The organism is Frankia sp. AiPa1, from assembly GCF_023243075.1.
GTDB lineage: Bacteria > Actinomycetota > Actinomycetes > Frankiales > Frankiaceae > Frankia.
Genome location: NZ_JALKFZ020000180.1, coordinates 1 through 24,802 on the forward strand (window position 1 = coordinate 1; position 24,802 = coordinate 24,802).

The 24,802-nt window shown below is 70.3% G+C and carries 9 protein-coding genes; 7 read left to right on the forward strand and 2 right to left on the reverse strand.

The window, feature by feature from the left end; all coding sequences use genetic code 11:
• The first annotated feature begins 515 nt into the window (after positions 1-515).
• The gene (relB, locus tag MXD95_RS23465) at positions 516-821 is read left to right on the forward strand and encodes a type II toxin-antitoxin system RelB family anti-toxin (RefSeq protein ID WP_250642872.1); all 306 of its coding nucleotides are present in this window, start codon (positions 516-518) and stop codon (positions 819-821) included.
• A gap of 167 nt (positions 822-988) precedes the next feature.
• Positions 989-4,291: a toll/interleukin-1 receptor domain-containing protein gene (locus MXD95_RS23470; RefSeq protein ID WP_250642873.1), complete on the forward strand. Its 3,303-nt coding sequence runs from the start codon at positions 989-991 to the stop codon at positions 4,289-4,291.
• A gap of 68 nt (positions 4,292-4,359) precedes the next feature.
• Here the strand turns inward: MXD95_RS23470 and MXD95_RS23475 are convergent, their stop codons facing one another.
• Positions 4,360-4,947 (reverse strand): trichohyalin-plectin-homology domain domain-containing protein, encoded by a 588-nt coding sequence (locus MXD95_RS23475; RefSeq protein WP_250642874.1) that lies wholly within the window; start codon positions 4,945-4,947, stop codon positions 4,360-4,362.
• A 261-nt stretch (positions 4,948-5,208) separates the two neighbouring features.
• On the opposite strand from MXD95_RS23475, the gene MXD95_RS23480 reads away from it, so the two are divergent.
• The 5 genes from MXD95_RS23480 (at position 5,209) to MXD95_RS23500 (ending at position 24,457) form a co-directional block, all read left to right on the forward strand.
• Positions 5,209-6,453: a serine/threonine-protein kinase gene (locus tag MXD95_RS23480; protein ID WP_250642875.1), complete on the forward strand. Its 1,245-nt coding sequence runs from the start codon at positions 5,209-5,211 to the stop codon at positions 6,451-6,453.
• 88 nt (positions 6,454-6,541) lie between these two features.
• Complete coding sequence (locus MXD95_RS23485) at positions 6,542-9,703, forward strand: SNF2-related protein (RefSeq protein WP_250642876.1); 3,162 nt, start codon at positions 6,542-6,544, stop codon at positions 9,701-9,703.
• On the forward strand, positions 9,700-15,105 hold the full coding sequence (locus MXD95_RS23490) for a DNA methyltransferase family protein (protein WP_250642877.1): 5,406 nt from the start codon (positions 9,700-9,702) through the stop codon (positions 15,103-15,105). The genes MXD95_RS23485 and MXD95_RS23490 overlap by 4 nt, the downstream gene beginning before the upstream one ends.
• Positions 15,102-22,097: a DEAD/DEAH box helicase gene (locus tag MXD95_RS23495; RefSeq protein ID WP_250642878.1), complete on the forward strand. Its 6,996-nt coding sequence runs from the start codon at positions 15,102-15,104 to the stop codon at positions 22,095-22,097. Before MXD95_RS23490 ends, MXD95_RS23495 begins: the two co-directional genes overlap by 4 nt.
• Positions 22,094-24,457: a UvrD-helicase domain-containing protein gene (locus MXD95_RS23500; RefSeq protein ID WP_250642879.1), complete on the forward strand. Its 2,364-nt coding sequence runs from the start codon at positions 22,094-22,096 to the stop codon at positions 24,455-24,457. Before MXD95_RS23495 ends, MXD95_RS23500 begins: the two co-directional genes overlap by 4 nt.
• Here MXD95_RS23500 and MXD95_RS23505 read toward each other — a convergent pair.
• Positions 24,442-24,765: an ArsR/SmtB family transcription factor gene (locus MXD95_RS23505; protein ID WP_250642880.1), complete on the reverse strand. Its 324-nt coding sequence runs from the start codon at positions 24,763-24,765 to the stop codon at positions 24,442-24,444. The two genes, MXD95_RS23500 and MXD95_RS23505, sit on opposite strands and share 16 nt — an antisense overlap.
• Positions 24,766-24,802 lie beyond the last annotated feature (37 nt).

Consider the following 24,802-nt stretch of genomic DNA (forward strand, 5'->3'; position numbering starts at 1 on the left):
GACCGCCACCGGGCACTCCAGTTCATGGTCACCTAACGCGACAGATCGTCACACCACGCGACCTTCGCGCAGCCCTGATATGTACCGGCACAGGTCATACATATGACGCGACTTGTCGCCGCAGCCCGGCCAGCGCCCTCTTGACCGGCCTGAACGCCGACGACACACCCATTCGGCCGTCGCCGTAGCCGCCGAGAGAGACCGTCATACGGGGGTCCGATGTCAGTGATCGGTCACATCCTGCGTCAAGCTGACCATGCTCAGCGGGTCGCCAGCACGTAGGCAACGAATGATCCCCGCGCGGGCGGAACGGACATACCGGCCTGGAATGCGGTATCCGATGTTGTAGGCTGAACCATCCCAGACGGGACGGACGCCTCGTGAGCTGGAGTTTTTCGGCGAGTTTAGACAGTTCCACATCGGTGGAAGTCCGTGGCGCCGGGCGGTAAGATTGCCGACGACCGATACGACGGATGGCTCCGCAGCGACGACAACTACCGATGAGAAGGAATTGAATGGTATCCACCTGGGTGGATTTCCGTGCCAGGAGACCTCCCCGCAAAGACGAGGTAGCCGGGCATCGAGCCCGCCTTGATGCTGAGGTTCGGGCCTACCGACTGAAGGAGATCCGCGAGGAGCAGGGTCTCACCCAGACCGAGCTCGCGGAGCGGATGCATGTCAAGCAGCCATCGGTCTCTGACCTGGAGCGCGGCGCGCTTGATCGAGCGGGCCTGTCGACCATCCGCGCGTACGTTGAGGCACTCGGCGGGAAGGTCGAGATAGTCGCCGATTTCGGCGACCGGCGCGTGGTCCTGAGCTGACCGAAAAAAGCTGGTTGACGCGGGCAGCGCGGTAGGACGCCAGACGCGACGATCCGCGGATGATCCCCGCGCGGGCGGGGCGGTGGTGGTTGTCCGTACAACTGTCGCATGGCTTCCGCGGCCGGGTGGGCGCACATGCGGCAGAGTGATGGTGTCATGCTGTTCGGGTGACAGTCGGGGGCGAAAGGGATGCCGTCGACTGTTTTGTGTCGTTTGCGGACGATGGGCGGCCGTGGGCGGAGTGGATCTGCGGGGCGCTGGAGCGGGCCGGGCAGCGGGTCGCCAACGAGGCGTGGGATGTGGTGCCGGGAACGCATCGGGTGGCCTGGCTGGATCGGGTGATGCGGCAGGCCGGGTGCACGATCGCGGTGGTGTCCGACGGGTACCTGGAGTCGCCAGAGGCATTCGCCCAGTGGGGAGCGGCCTGGTCGCCGCCGGTGGCCGGCGGGTCGACCGCCGATCGGCCGCTGCTGGTGGTCCGGGTGACGGACCGGCCGATCCCGGGACTGCTGGGGCAGATCGCGCCGATTGACCTGGTCGACCGGGGCGAGTCGGCGGCGGAGGCGGTGCTGATCGGTGCCGTGCGGGCCCGGCTGGGACTGGGCCGCGAGGCGTCGCCAGCTCGCGGCGAGGGCGTCGGCCCGGGCGAGGCCTCCGATACCGGCGAGGTCACCGGCGAGGGACGGGTGCGGTTTCCGGGGGCGGGGGGCGCGCCGGTGTTCCCGGCGGAGCTGCCGGCGGTGTGGAACGTGCCGCGGGCGTCCGCGCGCTTCGTCGGGCGGGCCGACGAGCTGGGACGCCTCGACGCGGCGCTCGCCGACGGTGCGATGGTCGCGGTGACGGGGCTCGCCGGGATCGGGAAGTCGAGCCTGGCGGCCGAATTCGTCAGCCGGCATCGGATGGACTACCAGGCCGTCTGGTGGGTGCCGGCGGGACGGCCCGAGCTCGTCGGGCAGCGGGTGCGGCAGCTCGCCCCGGCGCTGGGGCTGCCGGCACATGCCGAACCCGCGGCGGTTCTGAACCGTCTGGACGCGGCGGGGGGACGCTGGCTACTCGTCCTCGACGACGTCGGCGATGCCGCTGACCTGCCCGGATGGTTGCGGCCGTCGGAGGGTGCCGGGCGGGTGCTGGCGACCTCGCGCGGGTCGGCCTGGGACTGGCGGCGCCAACTCGACGGCGGGTGGAACGGGCAGGTCCTCGGGCTCGCGCCGTTCACTCGGGGCGAGTCGGTGGCCCTGCTGGGCGACCGACTGGGAGCCGGTGTCGTCGACGGAGCGCCGGCTGACCGCATCGCCGAGCTCCTCGGTGATCATCCGCTGGCGTTGGACCAGGCCGCGCGGCGGATCATCGACGTCCACGGCAGGACGGACGGCTTCCTCACCGAACTGGAACGCGGCGCCGCCGGTGGACCGGAGCCTGGGCAGGGTCTGCTGGCGGCGTTGGGTGAGCGACCAGTGCCAGGACGGCCCGGCGTCACCGTGGAGACCTTGTGGGACGCGTCCATCCAGCACCTGGACGCCGAGCATCCCGCGGCCGGCGCCCTGCTGCGCCTCGCCGCCCACGGCGACACCACCCGGTTCCCGCTGCGTGCGCTGACCGCCGACCAGAGCATCATCCCCGACGCGGGGCTACGGGCCGCCGCGAGCGACCCGATGGAGCTGGGCGCGACGACCGCGGCCCTCGAACGCGCGGGGCTCGCCCACTGGGACGGCGCCAGCGTCGCGATGCATCCCCTGGTGCGTTCCGCGGTGCGCGCGCACACCGCGCCCGAGCAGTCCGCCGAGTTACGCGACGGCCTCGGCCGGATGCTGCACGCCGCCCTGCCCGAAAACGTCACCGCCAACCCGGACGCCTGGCCCATCTGGCGTGAGCTCCTCCCCCACGCCCTGGCGACCCTGGAGGCCACCGCACCGGCCGCCGACACCCCGCATACCGCCTGGCTCGCCGAACACACCGCCGCCTACCTCGTCGAACACGGTCACCCAGAACAGGCCGAGGCGCTGGCCGCCCGGGCCGTGGACGCCCAGGAACGCCTGGCCGGCCCCGACCATCCCGACACGCTCACCGCCCGCGAGGTCCACATCCGCGCGGCGTTGAACGCCGATCACCCCGCCGTCGCCGGCCCCTTGGCCGAACGCAACGCCGCCGATCGTGAGCGCGTCCTCGGCTCCGAGCACCCCGACACCCTGACCAGCCGCGACACGCTCGCCCTGACCTACCAGCAGGCCGGATACCTGGATCACGCCCAGGAGCTCTTCACCGAGAATCTCGCCGACCGCCAGCGCATCCTCGGCCCCGAGCACCCGGCAACGCTGGAAAGCCGCCACAACCTGGGCTCCGTCCTCGACGACGCCGGCCGCGCCGACGACGCCACCCGCGTTCTGCGACCCACCTTGCTCGCCCGCGACCGCATCCTCGGTCCGGAGCACCCCGACACCCTCACCACCCGCTACCAGCTCGCCACCACCTACCAGCGCATGGGCGCCACCGCGGACGCCCTCGCCCACGCCGAACCCACCCTCGCCGCCCGCGAACGCATCCTCGGCCCCGACCACCCCAACACCCTCGACAGCCGCCACGACCTCGGCGCCACCTACCACCAGGCCGGACGCTGGAACGACGCCGCACGCGAGCTCGATCACAGCCTCGCGGCCCGCGAGCGCGTCCTCGGCCCCGACCACCCTGACACTCTCGACAGCACTGATGCACTCGGGCGTGTCCACCGCGCAGCAGGGCGGCCGGAGCTCGCCGTGCCGCTCTTCGAACGAGCAGTCGCTGGCCGTGAACAAAGCCTCAGCGCCGACCACCCCGCCACCGCCCAGAGCCGCGAGCAGCTTGCAGCCGCGCACGTGGCCGCCGGTCGGCCGGTTGAGGCCATTCCGCATCTTGAGCGGGTGCTTGACCGACATGAACGTGTCCTCGGTCCGTCGGACCCACACACCATGCATGTCCGAGAAGATCTTACTTCTCTCTACCGCAACGGAGGCCACCTGGAAGGCACACACCATCACCTTGAACGACAGCTCGCCGCCCGCCTGCGCACCGACGGGGTCGGCCACGAGCGCACGCTGCGCACCGCCACCGACCTGGCTGAGGCATGCCGTCAGACCGGCCGGCTCCCGCAGGCTGTCACCCTTCACGAGCGCGTCCACGACACCCGCCGCGAGCTCCTCGGCCCCGCCCATCCCGACACCCGCGCGAGCCGGAGCAGCCTGGCCGACACGTACCGGCAGGCCGGCCGCCAAGGCGACGCGGTGCCCCTCTACCGTGCGGCTCTCTCCGACGCGATGCGCGAGCACGGCCCCTTCCACGAGGACACCATCCGCACCCGCCGCGCCCTCGCCGACACCCAGCACCGGCCGCGGACAGACAGACCGTCTCCACCGGAACGGCCGGCACCAGTCGAGCTGCCCGCCTCGGAGCAGCGCCCCGCCGCACCCGAGGTCAGATTCCCACGCCCCGGGCCCTGACCAGCACCGCGCCGCCAGCTATCAGCGATAGCCGGCTCCGACTGGACGGGACGCCGAACGCCTCGGCGTCAGGCTGGATCGGAGGGGTTTCCGGAACTGGAATCCGGATGTCCGGCCTCGTCGTCGTCCCAGACGCGACCAAGTCCTTCCAGCCGGTCGAACAGGCTCGGCTTCGCGTCGGCCGCGGCGGACTGCTCCAGCAGCCGGTCGAGCTCCTCCCGCTGCCGGGCGTCCGCCCGCGCGTTCGCCTCGTCGCGCTGCCTCCGCATGACCTCGTCCAATTCCCGCTGCGCCCATTCGAACTCATGCTCAGCGGCCAGACGGTGCGCAATGTTGTTGGCGCTGCGGGAGGCCCAGGTGCGGGTGAAGGAGCCATCCCAGTTGACCGGGCGCAGCGGCTTTCCCGAGGTCTCGGATGCGTTGCCTTGGCCGCTGGCCGGCTCGTCTCCTGAGCCGGGCTGGTCCCATGCGAGCGGTCCCGGCGCGGACGGTTCCGGCGCGGACGGTTCCGCGGAACCGTCGACGCGCGGCTCGGCGGGTGGTGCGGGCTCGGGCTCGGGCGCGTCGGCGGCTGGCTTCGGCGTGGCCGGCGATGCCGCAGGGCGGCCGACGTCGGCGGAGCGGTCGGGGTCCGGGTCGCTCGGAGCGTGGGGCACGGTGAACCTCCTGGTGACTGAGACTACCCGTGACGATCTCACCGCACCCCGTTCCCGGCGGTGACAAGCGGACACATCGCGTACTTTCGGTCATCAGCGGACCGCCCGGCGGCGACAGTAAGTGACTATGACCGTTGGGGTCACTCCCGGATCGCATTTCTCTCCATCAGCTACCCCAAGCGCGACACGAATTTCGCTGTATGTGACAATTGTGCGCTTGAGTGAGCAGGTTGTCGCACGATCGGCGAGGGGGATTCGCTGGTGGAGCCGCTTGCGCCGTCCGACCCTGAGACCGTCGGCGGCTACCGGCTGGTGGCACGCCTGGGAACAGGCGGGATGGGACGGGTCTACCTCGCCCAGTCCCCGACCGGGGAACGGGTCGCCTTCAAAGTGATCAGGCCGGACCTGCTCGAGGGCGAGGAGATCCGCCAGCGGTTCGCCGACGAGATCGACGCGCTGCAGTTCGTCCACGGATCACGTAACGCCCGGTTCGAAGCGGCTGGGGTGGATTCGGATCCTCCCTGGCTGGCATTCGAATATGTGCCGGGCCGCACTCTGCGTCAACACGTCGCGGCTGATGGTCCGCTGGACGCGGCGGCGACCGCCACGCTGGGTGTGACGCTGACCGACGCCCTCGACAAGATCCACCGGGCCCGGCTGCTGCACCGCGACCTCAAGCCGCAGAACATCATCCTGGGGCCGGATGGTCCGAAGGTCATCGACTTCGGTCTGGCGGTCCTGGAGGGGCGGGTCGGCCATCTGACCGCGAGCGGGTTCATCGTGGGCACCCCGGCCTATCTGCCGCCGGAGCAGGCGAACGGCAACCGACAGCTGACGGCGGCGACGGACGTGTACGCGCTGGGCGCGACGCTCGTCTACGCGTCGACCGGGCACACGCTCTACCCGGCCCTGCCGGCAGCGGCGCTGATCACCGCGATCGTCGACACCAACACCGCGCCGGACCTGTCGAGTGTTCCCGGCGAGCTGACCGAGCTTCTCGCCGCGATGGTCGCTCTCGACCCCGCGGCCCGCCCCGGCGTGATGGAGGTCCAGCAACGCCTGGTCACCGTCGCCGAGTCCGGCGGGCCGATGCACCAGATGCGCCGCCTCCTTGAGGAGCGCACCTACGTGGCGCCCAGCCACAGCTCGTTACCGCCCGAGACCGCCGCCGCCCTTGCGGATGAGGCGTCCCCGGCCGTCGACGAGAACATCGGTCCCGCGGTCGCGGTCGGCGTGGTGCGCGAGCCGCCCCGCCGTGAACCGGCAGAGCCCGAGCCGGCAGAGCCCGAGCCGGCAGAGCCCGAGCTCGACCGCCGAGGGGCCGAGCAGACCGTGATCATCAGCCCGCCGCAGATGCCGCCCACCGATCTGTTACTGCCCGTGGGCACGGCAGGCGGCGTCAGGGCCGCGCCCACCTCGTCGCGTCCGCGCGGCTCGCGGCCGCTCAACGTGGGCTGGCTCGCCGACGAGCTTCGGGCCGCCTACGCCCGCGACGCCCCGCTCTAGCCGCGCGACGACGCACGGCCGCACCAGCGCCCTGCTCAGCCGACTCCGCCCGTCCGCATGAGTCCGCCCCATCCGAAAGAGGCAGTCCGTGGTCACAGCGCCTCCCCCGACGCCCTACGCCCCCGGTGCACGCGTCCTCATCCGGGACGAGGAGTGGCTGGTCCGCGGGGTCGTGCCGACGGCCCGCGACGGCTACCTGGTGAAGGTCACCGGGGCGTCGGAGTTCGTCCGGGGCCTGGACGCGTCGTTCTTCACCGAACTGGACCGCGTGCAGGCGCTGCTGCCTGAGGAGACCAAGCTCGTCCATGATTCGTCCGCGCAGTTCCGCCGCAGCCGGCTGTACCTGGAGGCGGTGCTGCGACGCACGCCGCTTCCCCGGTCCGAACGGCGGCTGGCTCTGGCCGGCACCTTCCTCCTCGACCCGCTGGACTACCAGCTGCGCCCGGCCGCCCTGGCGCTGAGCGGGCTGGAACCCCGGGTGCTCGTGGCCGACGTCGTGGGGCTTGGGAAGACCCTGGAGATCGGGCTGCTGCTGGGCGAGCTGATCCGGCGCGGGCGAGGTGAAAAGCTGCTCGTGGTCACCCCGCAGCATGTGCTCGAGCAGTTTCAGCACGAGCTGTGGACCCGGTTCTCCATTCCGCTCGTGCGGCTGGACGCCGTCGGTATCGAGCGAATCCAGCGGGAAATCCCGGCCGGACGCAATCCGTTCACCTACTTCAAGCGGGTGATCGTGTCCATCGACACGCTGAAGAATGTCGGCCTGTACGGCCATCATCTGGAGGATATCCGGTGGGACGCGGTCGTCATCGACGAGTCGCACAACCTGATCGGCGCGAACAGCCTGCGTAACCGGCTGGCTCGCACGCTGGCCGCGCAGACGGACGCGCTGATTCTCGCCAGCGCGACCCCACACAACGGCAACAAGCGCTCCTTCGGCGAGCTGATCCGGATGCTCGATCCGGTGGCGATCGCGAATCTGAACACCTACCAGCGTTCCGATATCGAGCACCTCTACATCCGACGGACCAAGATGTCCTCGGAGGTCCGGGACAAGGTCACGGACGTCTGGGCGGACCGCGGCCCCTCGGAGCGCCTGGTCTGCCCGGCCGGCCCGGCCGAGGAGCAGATCTTCGCCGAACTGACCGCCCACTGGGCACAGGCGCCCGCCGAGACGGCGGCTGAGACGGCGACCGGGGCAGCGACCGAACAGGTTCCGGCCCGACGTGGCGGCGGGCAGCAGCTGTTCCCGTACACGCTGGTGAAGGCATTCCTGTCCTCCCATCACGCGCTGTCGGAGTCCATTGACCACCGGCTGCGCTCGTCCACCCTGGCGAACAGTGCGAGCCAGGCCGACGAGCGAGCACGGTTGGAACGCCTTGGTCAGCTCGTCGGCGCGATGTCCGACAACGATTCGAGCAAGCTGAGCCGGCTGCTGACCCAACTGCGCGAGGCCGGAGTCGGGCCGGGCTCGCCGACGCGGGTCGTCATCTTCTCCGAGCGGCTCACCACGCTGCGCTGGCTGGCCCGGGTGGTCCCGGCGATGCTCGGCCTTCCGGTGGCGGAGAAACCGTCGGAGGGCAAGCAGAGCAGCGCCTCGTTCGACCAGCATTTCAACGATGCCAGAAACCGCGGGGCCACGCGCATTCTGTACAGCGACCTTTCCGCCGACGACCAGCAGAAAATCGTCGAGGAGTTCTCCCTCGCCCGGGCCGACGTACGGCTGCTGTTCACCAGCGACGTGGCCTCCGAAGGAGTGAACCTGCACCGGGCCTGCCACCAGCTCATTCACTATGACGTGCCGTGGAGCCTCATCCGCATCGAACAGCGTAACGGCCGCATCGACCGTTACGGCCAGCGGCACCAGCCACGCTTCGGGGCTTTGCTGCTCACGTCGGCGATTCCGCGGGCGTTGGACGACCGGGCGGTCGCCGCCAAGCTGCTTGCCGCCGAGGAGGAGGCATATCAGACCCTGGGCACCGCCGAGGCGGTGACCGGCCTGTATCTCGCCGACCGAGAGGAGCGGCGGCTGCTGCAGGACCTGCTCGCCGGCCGCACCGTCGAGGAGTCACTGGCCACCAGCGCCGCGCGGCACACCGTGCCCGGCACACCCGGCACACCCGGCACGCCGCCAGGCGCGGACGCGCTCGGCCTCGACGACGAACCGGACAAGGCAGACGAGCCGCGGCGCACCGCGGATACGGATACGGACGCGGAAGCGGCCGACGGGCCTGTCGTCGACCCGCTCGGGCTGGAAAACGATCCGGATCTCGACGCGCACGGCGCGGACCCGCAGCCGCAGCGGTTCACCCCACCCCGGCTGTTCCACGACGTGGCGGCGTTCGTCGACGAGGCGCTGTCCGAGGTCTACGACGGGCGGGCGGACACCGCGATCGGCCTGCAACGCGGGCTCGCCGACGCCCGGGGGCCGGACGGTCTGCGGCGGGCCACCTACTTCGCGCTCACGGCGCCGGAGGATCTGGAGGCCCGCCTCACCGACCTGCCTCGCACCTATCTGTCCCGGTTTCGCGACCAGGGGGGGCAGTTGCGGCTGCAGTTGACGGTGGACCAGTCCGAGGCCGAGGCGTCCCTGGCCGCGTCGCGCGCGGGCCGGGAGACGCTGTGGCCGGCCAAGGGGTTCCTGACCGACATCCACCCGGTCGTCGACTGGCTGGTCGACAAGGTGCTGGTGCGCCTGGACCGGCAGCAGGCGCCGGTGCTCACCGTCCAAGTCGACGAGCCGACCTTCCTGGTCCAGGGCGTGTACTGCAACGCGTTCGGGCAGCCGACCGTCGTCGAGTGGATGGCGCTGACCGGGCTGGCGGGACCGGTCCGGTTCCATCCGATGCACGAGGCGCTGACGGCGGCCGGTGTCGGCCCGGGGATGACGAACGTCCAGGCCGCTCTGGACCTCGCGCCGTTGCAGGCCCTCGTCCCGACGGCGGTCACCGCGGCCCGCGGCCGGCTCGAACAGCAGCGGGCCGACTGGGACGAGCGCATCGCCGAGCCACTGCGGGCCTACCTGGACCGCCTGGACGCCTGGGTGACCCGCAGCCTGCCCACCGGCGCCGAGCGGGCGGCGGCCCGGCAGGCGGACAGCGAGCGGGCGGTCGCGGCGCTGACGAAACGGGCACGTCTGGTCCGGGAAACCGTCCACCGGCAACGCGAGCTGGTCGAACGGCTGCACACCACCGGCGAGCCGATGCTGCGTGTCCTCGCTGTCCTCGCACCGACCCCGGGGGGTGCCCGATGACGTTCGACGCCCTGACCAACCGCGGCGAGTACCTCACGCCGTACTTCATCGAGGAAGTCCTCCCCGACGAGATCCGCAAGAACATCTCGGCGCGCTGGACCGAGCGGGAGAAGCCCGCGCTGGCTTTGAAGGCCCCGGCCAGCGATCGGGCGAGGACGAGGCCCGTCCGCCCCCGGGCCGAATCCCACGGCCGGCCTCTCGCGGTCTCCGTATCCGTCTCAGCACCCGTCTCCGACTCCGACAGTGGTCTGCGGACCGCCAGTGTCGATGCGGAACCGGCCGATTTCCGGGCGGCGGTGACGCCCCGCGCGGGGCTGCGGGACCTGCGCCGGTACTACTACGAGCGCAAAAGCGATCTCCTTGTCCTCGACCCGGACGAGGACGACGTCAAACGCGCCGAGGTGCTGCGCCAGCTGCACGACGGTGTCCTCGCCGCCCTCAGCTTCCCGCCACACCGCTACACCAGGACGGTCATCCACAGCGGCTCGGAGGTTGCCGTCCCGCTGGCCGCCGACGTCTCCGGGGTCTGGGCGGTGGAGTGCGACTGGGCCCTCAACGCCGACGAGGCGGTCGACCCGGTCGGCGCCGGCCGCCTGCTCGACCCCGTCGTTCTGAGCCCACGGGAGACGGTCACCTACGGGATGCGGCTGGCCTCGCACCTTTTCACCGTCGAGGAGCCCCCCCGCTACGTGCTGCTCCTCGCCGGCGGCGTCATGATCCTCGCCGACCGGCGGACCTGGGGTGAGGGCCGCTACCTCGCCGCGAACCTGGACGCGGCGTTCAGCCGGCACGACACGAAGCCGGGCGGCGAGATGGACGTGATCGCCGCCCTGTTCGGCGCGGACGCCCTGTGCCCGCCGGAGTCCGGTGGCGCCGAGCCGCTCGCGGACCTCATCGCCGGCTCCCAGAAGCAGGCCGTCGGAGTGACGGCGGAGCTGCGCAACGGCCTACGGGAATCGGTCGAACTCATCGCGGGCGAGGTACTGGCCCGCCTCGCCGAGGCCGGCGTGCGACCGGAGCAGATCGACGACCTGAAAACCCTCGGCGACCGGCTGACCCGGGAGGCGCTTCGCTACCTCTACCGGATCCTCGTACTGCTCTACGCCGAGGCCCGACCCGAACTCGGCATGCTCCCGGTGGATCATCCCGAGTACGCCGAGGGTTACAGCCTCGCGCGGCTCGGCGACCTGGTTGCCCGCCGGCCGCCGAACAGTCCGGCCGCGCGCAACGGCACGCACCTGTTCGAGTCGCTGGACCGCCTGTTCACGGCCGTCAACCAGGGCTACCACGCCCGCGGCACAACCCCGGCGGCCGATACCAACGAGCCAGGCGAGCCAGGCGAGCCAGCGCCCGGCGCCGGGGCGGATGAGCGGCACAGCGAACGCGAGGGCATCCGGTTCGAGGCGCTGCGCTCCGATCTGTTCGAACCGTCCTCGATCACGCTCATCGGCCAGTCCCTGCCCTGGCCCGACGACGAGGACGACGAGGAGGACCAGCCCGCTCGCGCCGGACGACCCGAAAAGATCGACACCCGCCTGCGCAACGGCGTGCTCTATGCGGTGCTACGCCACCTGATGATCACCAAGGGTGGTCGCCGGGCCCGAGGCGGCGCCCGCCGGCGCGGCGGCTTCATCTCCTACCGGCAGCTCGGCATTCCCCAGCTCGGCGCAGTCTACGAGGGCCTCATGTCCTACACCGGGTTCATCGCCGGCGAGGCCCTCTACGAGGTCGCCAAGGGCGGCGATCCCAAGGATGGCAGCTGGACCGTTCCCACCTCCCGCGCCGACCAGTACGCCGCCGAGGTGTTCGTCCACGAGGTGGATGCAGACGGCCACCGCACCGACCGGCGCCAGATTTACCCCGCCGGATCGTTCGTCTACCGCCTCTCCGGCCGTGACCGGCAGACATCCGCCTCCTACTACACCCCCCAGTCGCTGACCGAGGTCACGGTCCAGCTCGCGCTGCAATACCGGGTCGAGGAGGCCGGGCCCGACTTCAAAGCTCGGGAGATGCTCGACTGGACGATCTGCGAGCCAGCGCTTGGCTCCGGCGCGTTCCTCAACGAGGCCATCAACCAGGTCGCCGCCAAATACCTGCACCTTCGCCAGGAGGAGAAGCGAGCGGACGGGACACTCGACGAACCGCTCGACCCGGAGCGGTACGCCGTCGAACTGCAGAAGGTCAAGGCCTACATCGCGCTGCACAACAGCTATGGCGTCGACCTGAACGCGACCGCCATCGAACTCGCGGACGTCTCCCTCTGGTTGAACGTCATGCACCCGGGCCTGCAGGCGCCGTGGTTCGGCCTGCACCTGCGCCGCGGTAACTCCCTGGTCGGCGCCGGCCGCCGTTACTACACCCAGGACACCCTGGCCGACCGCTCCTGGCTCACCAGCGCACCCGTCGACCATCCTTTCCGCGACGGCGCACTGCCGAAGGGCGCGATCCACCACTTCCTGCTCCCCGCCGCCGGCTGGGGCGCGGTCGCCGCCGAAAAAGAAGCCAAGGACCTCGCTCCCGTCGACGCGAAGAAACTCGGCGCCTGGCGCCGCGCCATGACCAAGGCCCCCAGAACGAAGGCGGCCAAGGGCAAGACCAACCAGGCGGCGAAACTCGCCGCGCTCACCCGCCGCGCCGAGTACCTGTGGACCCTCGTCCAGCAGCGTCTCGCCCTGTCGGAGGCTGAAATCCGCCGGCAGATCGACGTCTGGGGTGCCGAGGACCTGCCCGAGGTCCGCGAGGTGGTTCCCCGCGCCAAGATCCTCGCCGATCTGGAAGCCCCCGGCACGCCCTACTGGCGCCTGAAGAAGCTGATGGACACCTGGTGCGCCCTCTGGTTCTGGCCCGTCGACGCCGCATCCCTGTTGGACGGCAGCGCCCCCGACTACCAGCGCGCATCCCTGCGCGTCACCACCGCCACGTCAGCCACGCCAGCCGCACCCACCGCGCCCACGGCGGCCCAGTCCGCATCCGGCACCGCCCCGGCACCGACGTCACCATCCGAACCGACGCCGCCCCGCACCTGGGAGACCGCGTCCATATTCGACGACGACGGCACCCTCGCGAACACCGCGCTGATCGCACCCCAGACCAGAACCGCTGCCAGCCCCAGCGGAAAGAAGCAGAACAGCCTGCCGCCGCCCCCCCTCGAACGAATCCGCGGCCCGTTCCCGCTCGCGAACCTGGACGACTGGATCCGCTTCGCCACCGCCCTGATCGGCACCGAAGACGTCGGCCAGGACACCTTCGCCGCCCACTTCTCCACCCTCGACGAGCTGGAGACCCACGAGGAGGACCTGGCCTCCTGGCTCGGCCAGGAAGAATGGCACCGCCTAGCCGAACTCTTCCCCTGGCTCGACACCGTAGAAACCATCGCTACCCGCCAGAGCTTCTTCCACTGGGATGTCGAGTTCGCCCAGGTTTTCACCAATCGTGGAGGCTTCGACCTCCAAGTCGGCAACCCACCTTGGGTCCGCCCAGATTGGACCGAAGATCTCGTCCTTGCCGAGCGAGAACCTTGGTTTGCACTCACGCCCGAATCGGACATCGAGAGTCAGAAGAAGCGTAGGAAGTCACATCTCGCTGAATTCGATGCACGGAATGCATTTCTGCTCGAGCGAGCAGATAACGTCGGTATCGCCGGCCAGCTTGGTTCTTCAGCACAATTCAAACTGCTCGAAGGCACACGACCGAATCTATACCGAGCCTTCATGATTCAAGTCTGGAGGCATCAGGGCACCCATGGAACATCCGGCCTAATTCACCCCGACACCCACTTCTCAGGAAAACAGGAAAAAAACCTCCGGGCCGCGTCCTACCGACATCTGCGGCTTCACGCCCACATTCACAATCGACGACTGCTTTTCAGCGATATCGACTGGAGCCGGCAGTTTAGCATCAACATTTACGGCACCGAAAAGAAAATCGAATTCTTGCATCTCAGCTGGCTCTTTGACCCGACAGTCCTGATCTCCTCGCTCGCTCACGACGGCACAGGAGTTACGCCCACAATCAAGCACGATGGGTATTGGGATCTGCGTCCCCACAGAAGCCGGGTAATTCAAGTCAATACGGACACGCTGTCCCTATGGCAACGTCTGGCCGGCGAGCCCGGCGGAGACCCCGCATCAGCCAGCCTTCTCTATCCCGTCAGCAGCGCCGAGCAGGGAGCTATCGAGGCACTCGCAAACTGGCAATATCGTGTCAAAGACCAGGATCCTTATACATCTGTCGGAATTCTGGAGACGAAGGCCCGGCGAGATGGCCTGATCGGGCCTTCGGCTGAAACTCCGCACAACTGGGAAGACGTCATTATACGCGGACCCCAGATCTCTATTTCGACTCCGTTCGCGAAGATGGCACCTAACACGAAGCACACAGATAAGCCAGTCCAGCTACTCTCGTTACCGGCAGACGCAGTACCTGCAACCGACTATGTTCGCGTAAGCTCAGTCGATCTGTTTCGTTCGGCCCTCGATAAATGGGGCGGGCGTCCCTGCACCGACATGTACAGGCTTTTCTGGCGTGAGCTGATCCCGCAGGACACCGAACGATCACTCTTCCCTGCCATCGAACCGCCCGGCCCAACTCACGTCAATGCAGTGCATTCACTTGCCGCTTCCAATAATCGAGATACAGCTATTACAGCGGGTTTTTGGAGTTCAATTCCGCTCGATTATTTGCTGCGTACCGCTGGCCGCTCACATCTAAATATCGCCGACGCTCGCGCCATGCCGACAGGCTCTTCCAATCACCCACTCGCCTCAGCGCTAATCCTCCGAGTACTGCGCCTAAACTGCCTGACCAAAGCATATGCACCACTTTGGAACGAACTATTTGAGGTAGAATGGGAGACACTCGACAGCTGGGCGACAGCGTGGCCGACATTGGAACGACTGGCCAACGTAGAGCCAGAGTGGACGTGGAATACACCCCTGCGTGCAGAGCTCGCACGACGAGCAGCCCTTGTGGAAATTGATGCCCTCGTCTCCACCTGGTTGGGTATCGACATCGATGCCCTTATAGCAATCTACCGCTCGCGATTTCCACAGCTCGTAGACTATGAGACTCAGATGTGGTTCGATGCCAAAGGTCGGAAAATTGCAGCTAACTTTAATGCGTACGGACACGGGCAGACGAAGGAAGACTGGATCGAGTTTCAGGAGCATCTGAAAAACCCGAAAATGAGGTTGCCGCCGGCTGGGTATGCGGCGCCGTTCTATAAGGCGGATCGAGAGAAAGAGATGCGGGCGGCGCACGCGGTCTTCTCGGCGCGGTTGCAGGCGGCGCGGGATGCCGGGTGGCGGGAGTCGGAGGACGGCCCGGCTGGTGTGGCGGCGGAACTCGGCGATGGAGTCGGGACAGGCCGAGGGGCAGTCGTGGAGCCGGGGTCGGCGGGATGAGGCCGACGGTTGCGGCGGATGAGCTGCGCAAGACGTTGACGCAGTATCTGACGACGACGTTCGCGCTGGCCGACTCCGATGAGCAGGCGGCGCTCGCCACGTTTCTCGACGACCCGGAGTACGGCATCTACCGGGGCCCCTACCTGCGGGTCCGCACGCCGTTCCGGACAGCGGCCGAGGGCTGGCGGGAGCATCTCGACTGGACGCCGGCCGGCTGGACTCCGTATGCCCACCAGGCGGCGGCGTTCGCGCGGCTGTCGACGAAAGACGGTCCGGCAAGGCCGACGGTGCTGACCACCGGCACCGGCTCCGGCAAGACTGAGGCGTTCCTGGTGCCCATCCTCGATTACTGTCGCCGGGCCCGCGCCGCCGGTCAGCGGGGAGTGAAGGCGCTGCTGCTGTATCCGATGAACGCGCTCGCGACCGACCAGACCGGTCGCCTCGACGCCTTCCTGCGGGATCCGGCGCTGGCCGGGATCACCGCCGGCCTTTACATCGGTGACAGCCCGGCGCAGGCCTACCCGCGGGTCATGACGAACCGGTCCGAGATCCGCCGCACCGTCCCGGACATTCTGATCACGAACTACAAGATGCTCGATCAGCTCCTGCAGCGCCCCGAGGACGTGCCGCTGTGGGAGAACGACAGCCTCGCCTACGTGGTGCTCGACGAGTTCCACACCTACGACGGGGCGCAGGGCACCGACGTCGCGATGCTGTTACGCCGGCTTGGCGCGGTCACCGGGGTCGCCCGGCCCGGCCGGCCGCTGGGCTCGGTCTGCCCGGTCGCCACCTCGGCGACGTTGGGCTCCGGCCTGCTGGGTGAGGAGACGACCACCGCGATCCGCACGGTTGCCGCCGAGGTGTTCGGCGTCCCGTTCGACGAGGGTTCGGTGATCGGTGAGGACCGTCTCGCCCCGGCCGAGGTGCTGGGCGAACCCGATGGCAATCTGAACGAGCCGACGCCGGCCGCTCTCGCCGCGCTGCGGATCGACGGGGACACTCCCGCTTCGACGCGGATCCTCGCCGAAGCGGTCCTCGGCCCGGGTCTGCGCGACGCCGACCTGCGCCCGACCGCGATCGGTGCCCGGTTGCGCCGCCACAAGCTGACCCGCGCCGTGCTGAACCTGCTCGGAGGCGAACCGCGCACCGCCCAGGAGGCCCTGGAGGGCTTCGCCCGGGAGGATCTGCGCGCCTGGAGCGTCGCGGTGGCCACCGAACCGACGATCGCGGCCGCGGGCCTCGCCCGGTTCGTCGCGCTGCTGTCGGTCGCCCGCGACCCCGACGACGCGCACCGTCCGCTGGTCACCGTCGAATCGCACCTGTGGGCGCGGGCGGTTTCCCGACTGCTGCGCGCCGTCGGCCCCCAGCCGGCCTTCGCCTGGGACGGCGAGCAGCGTCCCGCGCCGACGCCCGCCTTCGACCTCGCGAACGCCACCACACCCGAGGACGACTCCGTGTCCCCCGGTGACGAAGCCGGCCGGCACGGGCCCGGGGACGGCCCGGGACGGATGGTCGCGGACAGCGGTCAGCCGCTGCTGCCGGCGGTGTACTGCCGGCACTGTGGCCGGTCGGGATGGGCGGCGCTGTCCCCGGAACGCGACCCACGGGAACTGGTCACCGACCCGACGAAGATCTACCGGGCCAGCGTCGGACGGGACAAGAGACGAGTCCGGGCGCTGATCCGGGCGACCGAGCGGGAAACCGGCGTGCCGGCGGGCAGCCCGCTGATGGTGCTGGACTCGGCCGGGACCCGGCTGCACACGTTCGACCCGGCCGGCGCGCCGCTGCCAGACGTCCAGGCCGCCGCGGGTGGCGATCCCGCGCCGCAATCGGGGGTTCCCGTGCTGTGCGCACTGGACGACTCGGTCGGTGCGGAGGCGGACCGCTGCCCGGCCTGCGGGCTGGAGCAGGGCATCCGGTATCTGGGCGCCGGGCTTGCCGCGCTCGCTTCGGTCGCTGTGAGCCAGCTGTTCACCGGCGGTGAGCTGCCGGATCGGACATCCCAGCGGACATTGCTGTTCAACGACTCGGTGCAGGACGCGGCGCACCGGGCCGGATTCGTCGCCGCGCGGGCGTTCACGTTCTCGCTGCGCGCGCTGCTGGCGGACCAGCTCACCGATTCCACGCCGGTCGCGCTGAACGACCTGATCGCCGATCTGCTCGCCGCGTCCGGCGACCGCGAGACGCTGGCCGCGATCGTCCCACCCGAGCTGCATGACGTCGACGAGGTCGACGCGCTGCTCGCCGGTCGGGAACGTGGACGGCGGCCCACCTGGCGGCTGCTCGGCAACCGGCTCGGGTTCGCCACCGTCCTGGAATTCGGCCTGCGTTCCCGCAACGGGCGCACGCTGGAACTCACCCGCACCGTCGCCGCCGAGGCCACCCTGCCTGACCTGGACACCGCCCGCGGGCTGGCCCGGGACACACTGTTGCAAGGACAGGCCCAGCCGCTGGACTACGGCCAGCTCACCGACGCCCGGTTCGACGCCTACCTGCGCGGTCTGCTGGAGCGGCTGCGGATCCGCGGCGGCGTCTACCACCAGTGGCTCGGCAGATACCTGGACGAAGGCGGGCGACGCTACCGGATCTGGGGCGGCCGTCCGGACGGGATGCCCGCCTTTCCCCGTGGTCTTGCCGCGCCCGCGTTCCTGATGACCGCGTCCCGGCCCCGCACCCAGTTCGACGTGCTGTCCAGCACCGGCAACTGGTATCAGGACTGGACGACGCGCTGCCTGGGCCTGCCCCGCGACCAGGCCGCCGACTACCTGCGCGTGCTGCTGCCGCGGCTCGCCGACGCGGGTGTGCTCGCCCGGCGGGTCATCGTCCGACCGGTCGGCAACGGCCGGACGGGTGGCCGAGGCCGCGCGGGATCAACCCCAGCGTCCGGGATCGCCGTCTACGGTCTGCAGCCGGGCCATCTGCACGTGGTGCGTCTCGATGACGACGCCGCCGTCGAGGCCGGAGTGCGCTGCGATGCGTGCTCCTGGACCCAGACGGTGCCTCCCCACCGGGTCTCGGACTGGATCGGCCAGCCCTGCCACCGCTACCGGTGCCCGGGCATGCTTCGGCCCGCCCCGCTCCCCCGCGCCGCCGACGACTACTACCGGCGGCTCTACCGCGACGGCGGCCCGTTCCGGGTGGTGACGGCCGAGCACACCGGCCTGCTGACCCGCGAGCAGCGGGAGACCGTCGAACACGACTTCCGCCGCGGCGACGCGTACACCGATCCGAACGTGCTGTCCTGCACGCCGACACTGGAACTGGGTATCGACATCGGCGCGTTGTCGACCGTGCTGCTCGCCTCGCTGCCCACCGGGCCCGCGAACTACGTCCAGCGGGCCGGCCGGGCCGGGCGGGCAACCGGCAACGCGTTCGTCCTCACGCTGCTCGAACGCGGTGAGCGCGAACAGTACTATCTCGCCGAGCCCCGGGACATGATCGCCGGCGAGATCGCTCCGCCCGGGACCTACCTGTCGGCGATCGAGATCCTTCGCCGCCAGTATGTCGCCCACCTCGTTGACCTGGCGGCCCGGGACCGGCTGCCCGGCACCCGGCCGCTGCCACGGGTCACCGGCGCGCTGTTCGGCGCGGACGGCTGGCTGGCCGATTTTGTCGCCGCGGGCCTGCGGGCCGGATCGGCGCAGGTCGAGGTGTTCCTGGCCCTGTTCGGCGTCGCCGCCGGCAGCGGCGAGGCGGACCGCACCGCCGATACGGACCAGTACGTCAGTGACGCCGCGGCGGCGGAGCTGCGCGTCTACGCGACGGGTGGTCTGGCCGACGCGGCCCGCGCGGCCGAACAGGTGTGGGAGAACCGGATCGCCGGCCTGCGCCACCGACTCGACGCGATCGACCGGGCCCGCGAGACACTGCTCCAGTCCGACGAGGAGCAGCGCCGTGACCTGCGCTCGCTGTCCGCGCAGCGGCGCGCCCTCGCCAAGCTCGCCGGCGAGCTCTCCCGCCGGTCCGCCCACGCGACCCTCGTCGAACTCGGCCTGTTGCCGAACTATGCCCTGTTCGACGGATCGACGACGTTGGAGGCCACCCTCACCGGGGAGGAGGACAGCCCGGACGGCGATCGCCGCTACGTCAGCGAGGTCCGCGAGTACGAACGCCCCGTCCGCCAGGCCCTCACCGAGATCGCCCCGGGCAACACCTACTACGTGCGTGGCTTCGCCCATCGGATCACCGGCCTGGACATCGGTCCGCGGACCCGACCAGCCTGGGAGTTCTGGCGGATCTGCCCCGCCTGCGGTTACGTCCGTACCCCCCGCGAGAACGCCCTGGCCGATGCCGCTCGCGGCGGGGGAACCGCGGGCGGTGCGGTCAGTGCGGAAAGCGCCGGCGGTGCGGGCAGTGCGGGCAGTGCGGGCGCCGATGCCAGTCCCGCGCGGCTGGCCGACGACGCCGGGCCGTGCGACCGGTGCCATCACACCGGTATCGGCGATGCTGGGGCGCGGTTCGCGGTGCTGCGGCCGACCCGGGTCACCGCGGTCGACCGCCGCGACGACGTCCGCATCCGCGACGACCTCGACGACCGGGACAGCCGCGCCTACACCACCGCCACGGCCGTGGATATCGACCCGGCCCGTGTGGCCCGCTCCTGGCGGCACTCCCGGGCCACGTTCGGCGTCGACTACGCCCGCTCGGCGGTCATCCGCACCTTCAACCTGGGCGCGAGTCGACTCGACCGTCCGGCGACGGACATGTTCGCTGGCGAGCCGGTCAGCCTCAACCCGTTCCAGGTCTGCGTCGACTGCGGCGGAACCAGCGTGGACGGACCGCCGGCCACCCACGCCGCCGGTGGCTTCGGCCAGCCGGCGCTCACCGACGCCACCGGCGGCGGGACGGCGGGCGGGGAGCGCTCCGAGTCCGCGGACGGCCTGCGCGGGCACGAACATCACCGGCTGTGGTGCCGCCACCGGCGTTCGCCCCTGTCCGCCCACCACCAGCCGCTGCTGCTCGCCGACGAGCTCCACACCGAGGCGGTGCGGATCCTGGTCCCGGCCCTCACCACGTCGATCACCACCCGGCGGCACTCGTTCGCGGCGGCGCTGCGACTCGGGATCGCCCGGCAGTACCGCGGCAGCCCCGACCACCTGCGGCTCACCACGGCCGTCATGCCCGACGCGGCCACCGGGCATCATCGGCAGTTCCTCGTCCTGTACGACAGCCAGCCCGGCGGCACCGGCTACCTGCACCGGCTCGCCGACCCGGGGAACTTCCACGCGGTGCTCGCGACCGCGCTGACCGCCATCGAGACGTGTGTCTGCGTCGACGCCGGCCGGGCCGGCTGCCCCCGCTGCCTGCTGCGTTACGCCCGCGGCGACGAGTTCGCGCAGATCCAGCGGTCGGAGGCGGTCGCGGTTCTTCGCGAGCTGCTGGATGGCTGGTCGGTGACCGACAGCGCACCCACCGACCAGATGTCCCTCATCCAGCTGGTGGAAAGCGAACTGGAAGCCCGCTTCCTCGGTGGCCTGCGCGCCTGGGCCGCCCGTTCGGACACGGCCGGCACCGTCACCACCGGCGCCGACCCGACCGGTCGCGGCCGGATCGCCGAGCTGCGCCTGAGCGGCCCGAACGGAACCATCACCCACTGGCGGATGCGGCTGCAGCACACCGTTCGAGGAACCCGCCCGGACGTACATTTCACCCGGCTCGACGGCCCGCCGGTCGAGGTCGCGGTCTACCTCGACGGGTTCCGCTACCACGCCAGCGCCGAACACAACCGGCTCGCCGATGACGCGGACAAGCGCGCTCGGCTACGCGCCCACGGCCTGCGGGTCTTCCAGCTGACCTGGTGGGACGTCGAGGAATGGCGCACCCGCGCTCCCGCGGCGCCACCGCCGGTCCGCCCGCCCTACCAGGGGCTCGCCCAGGAGATGGCGCACGACTACTACCGGCAGGTGACCGACCCGCCGCGGCCAGCCGACGATCTGGACCGCCATGCCTGGGTCAATCCGGTCGATCAGCTGCTCGCCTACCTCGCCGACCCGAACGCGCAGGTGTGGCGCCGACGAGCGGAGGCGACGCTCGGCGGCCTGCTGCGCACTCCGGGCGTCACCCGGATCCACACCGATCCGGCCGGTGTCCCGACCGCCGTGGCAGCGAGTCTGCGCGGCACGCCGCTCCCCCCGCCCCGCGCCGGCGGCAGGATCTTCGTTGTTCGGGCCCGGGACGACGACGGATGTCCGCTCACCGTGCTCATCGATGCCCGAGCCGACCTGCTCACCGGGCGGGTCTTCTCCGCGCTGGTCCTGATCGACGACCGGGCCGCGACGATGGCCGCTGACCTCGGCTCCGCCGGTGCGGGGCTGGAGATCGACGAGTGGGGGGGCGACGGGGAGCGTGGCGGACTCGACCCCGCCACGCACGGTTCGCCGCACCGACGCCGGTGGAGGTCCTGGCTGGCCTGGACGAACCTGACCCAGTTCCTCGACGACGGCGGCGGCGACGCCCTCCAGCTCACCGTCACCGGCATCGACGACCTCGACCCAACCCTGCTTGCCGCCGCGGACGGTGGTGGGCTCGGCGAAATGCGGGCCAGGCAACCGCTGGACCCGGAGACGTCCACCTGGCTTGGCCGACCGGCGCTGCCCGCCCGGCCGACCGCGCACCTGGACGCCCCGGCGGGCGTTGCCGAGCGCTGGCGTGAGGTGCTCGCCTACCTCCTGCCCGACGAGCCTGGCCTGGCCGACCTGGTGCGCGACCTGGTCGCGTGGGATGGCCAACACGGGCGGGACCCCGCCTCCCGCCTCACCCTTCCGACGCCCGGTTTCGAGCTCGGTGACGCCGCCTGGCAGGCGGAGCTGGCCTGGCCGGCTGCCCGGGTCGGCATCGTGCTGGCCTCCACCGGCGCCGACGACCAGGAGGCGGCCGACCGGGACGCCGCCTACCGCGCGGCGGGCTGGGATGTCCGCCCGCCCGGCGCATGGACACCCGTCGAACTCGCCGACCGGATCGGATCCGCGGACACCCAGGAAGGAGCACGGTGAACGCTCAGGGTCGGGTCACCCTTCGCATTCTCGAACGGGCCGACAAGGAGATCCTCGCGCTGCCCCGGGTCGTCAAGGGCGCGGTCTACGAGTTCCAGTCGAAGTTCCGGGCCGATCCGCGGCATCCGTCGCTGCGCTTCAAGCAGCTCAAAGGCGGCCGGCTCTGTTCCGCGCGGGTAGGCCAGGATCATCGGGCGCTGCTGCTGCACGCCGGGAACTCGGATTACCTCCTGGTCTCGGTCAAAGATCGCAAGGAGGCCTATGACGACCTCGCGCGATACAGCTACGAAATCAACCGGGTGACCGGCGGCATCGAGGTGATCGACCTGTCCGCTGTCACCAACAGTCTGGCCGGCCGCATGCTCGCCGCGGCGGACACCGGATCGGCGCCCACCCCGACCGGGCCGTCGCCGTCGCGAACCGCGCCCTCGGGCGCATCGGGGCCGAGCCGCCAGGCGGAGCAGGCGCCGGGCGGAGGACTGTTCGCCAGCCTGGACGACCAGACCCTGCTCGATCTTGGCGTCGCGGCGACACTCCTGCCGTCGGTCCGCACGCTGGCCACCGAGGAGCAACTGCTCCAGTTCGTCGAGTACGTCCCACAGCTGACCTCGGACGTCCTCATGGCGCTGCATGACGGCAAGAGTGTCGACGAGATCCTGGAGATCGTCACGCGGCCCGTGGCGGCGCCCGAGCCCGTCGATCAGGAGGACTTCGCGGCCGCGGTAGCGCGGCCATCCACACCGGTGACCACCGACGACGAGGCTCTGCGCGCGATTCTCGCCGAGTCCTTCGCCCGGTGGCAGGTGTTCCTGCACCCGACCCAGCGCAAGCTCGCGCACCACAGCTACGGCGGCCCGGCGCGGGTGAGCGGCGGCCCGGGCACCGGCAAGACGATCGTTGCCCTGCACCGCGCCCGACACCTGGTCACGAACCTGCCCGCGGGAGGCAACACCAAGCCGATCCTGCTCACCACGTTCAACCGGAACCTCGCCGCCGACCTGCGAGCCAGGCTGCTGGAGCTTGCCGGCCCGGAACTCACCGCACGCGTCGACATTGTCAACATCGACAGTCTGGCCGCCAGAGTCGTGTCGGAAGCCGACGATGCCCGACGCCGCACCATCGGACAGGACGCGGAGATCAGGGAATGGTCGGCGATGCTCCTAGAGCTCGGCGAACGAAGGTGGAGTGCCGAATTCCTCGCCGCTGAATGGTCTCAGGTGATTCTCGGCCAGGTGCTGCGGTCACGGTCCGACTATTTCCGGGCCCGCCGGCCCGGCCGCGGCCGACAGCTCGCCCGCCAGGACCGCGATGCCATCTGGCAGCTCATCGAACGATTCACCAAGCGCCTTGCCGATCGGGGCGTCTGGACCTGGCAGCAGGTGGCCGAGCGCGCCGCCGAACTGGAAATGGCCCGAGCCGCCCGGGTCGCCGCGGTCGACGACGCCCCCAGCACCGACTCCGGGGCGACAATCGCGCGCTACCGCTACCGGCATGTCATCGTCGACGAGGCGCAGGATCTCAGCCCGGCGCACTGGAAACTTCTCCGCGCCATGGTCGCGCCCAGCACCAACGATCTGTTTCTGGTCGGCGACACCCATCAGCGGATCTATGACAACGTCGTCAGTCTCGGCAGCCTCGGGGTCAACATCCGAGGCCGATCGCACCGACTGACCCTCAGCTACCGGACCACCCGCCAGATCCTGGGAATCGCCCTGGAGCTTCTTCACGGCGAGAGTTTCGACAACCTCGACGACGGCACCGAGGACCTCGCCGGTTACCGCAGTCTCCTCAACGGAGACGAGCCCGCGTTCGTCCCCAACGCCACCTGGTCCGACGAACAGCGCACCATCAGAGCGCAGGTCCGCACCTGGCTCGGTGCCGCGATACCGGGGCAGGCAGACGATCCCGGCAGAATCGAGGCCACTACCGGAACCGCCGCCGGAACCGCCGCCGGGACCGCCGCCGCGCCGATAGGGGGCCAGCTCGCCATCTGTGTCCCCACCCGGGCACTCGCCGCCGACGTCCTGGCGACGCTCCGGTCCGACGGCATCAGCGCGGCGGAGATCGGCCCCGACGGCCCGCCCAGGGGCACGGACGCCGCGGCTGTGCACGTCGGCACGATGCACCGGTTCAAAGGTCTCGAATATCGCCAGATCATCATCGCCGGCGCCAGCCAGGGCCTCGTTCCCCGCGGCTTCCTCGACCGGATCCAGGACACCGACCCTCATCGCTACAACCGCGAGCGCCGTAAGGACCGCTCCCTGCTGTTCGTCGCGGCGACCCGGGCCCGCGACGCCCTCCTCGTCACCTGGCACGCGGCCCCGAGCCCCTTCATCCCGGATCGCTACATCGACGCATAGGCCGGCGTCAGGACGGCGGCGAGCAGGCCGGGGAAGCGGGCCTCCAGGTCGTCATGGCGGATCGCGACGTTGCGGCGGCGCCCGTCGACCATGGTGGAGGTCAGGCCGGCCTCGCGCAGCACGCGGTAGTGGTGGGAGACCGTCGGCGGGGTGACGTCAACCCCCGAGGCGAGGGCGGAACAGTCGGTGGGGCCGACGCGGGTGTACATCTCGCGCATCAGCGTGAGACGGACCGGGTCGGCCAACGCGGCGAGGACCGTGACCAGGTCGATCGAGTCGCGGCTCGGCTGCGGCAGCGGACGTGGCATGTCGGTCCCCTCGCTCAGCCCTCGAACCGCCTGCCGC

Coding starts and splice junctions, on each gene's coding strand:
- relB (WP_250642872.1), top strand. CDS start 516: ATGGTATCCACCTGGGTGGATTTCCGTGCCAGGAGACCTCCCCGCAAA.
- MXD95_RS23490 (WP_250642877.1), top strand. CDS start 9,700: ATGACGTTCGACGCCCTGACCAACCGCGGCGAGTACCTCACGCCGTAC.
- MXD95_RS23495 (WP_250642878.1), top strand. CDS start 15,102: ATGAGGCCGACGGTTGCGGCGGATGAGCTGCGCAAGACGTTGACGCAG.
- MXD95_RS23505 (WP_250642880.1), bottom strand. CDS start 24,765: ATGCCACGTCCGCTGCCGCAGCCGAGCCGCGACTCGATCGACCTGGTC.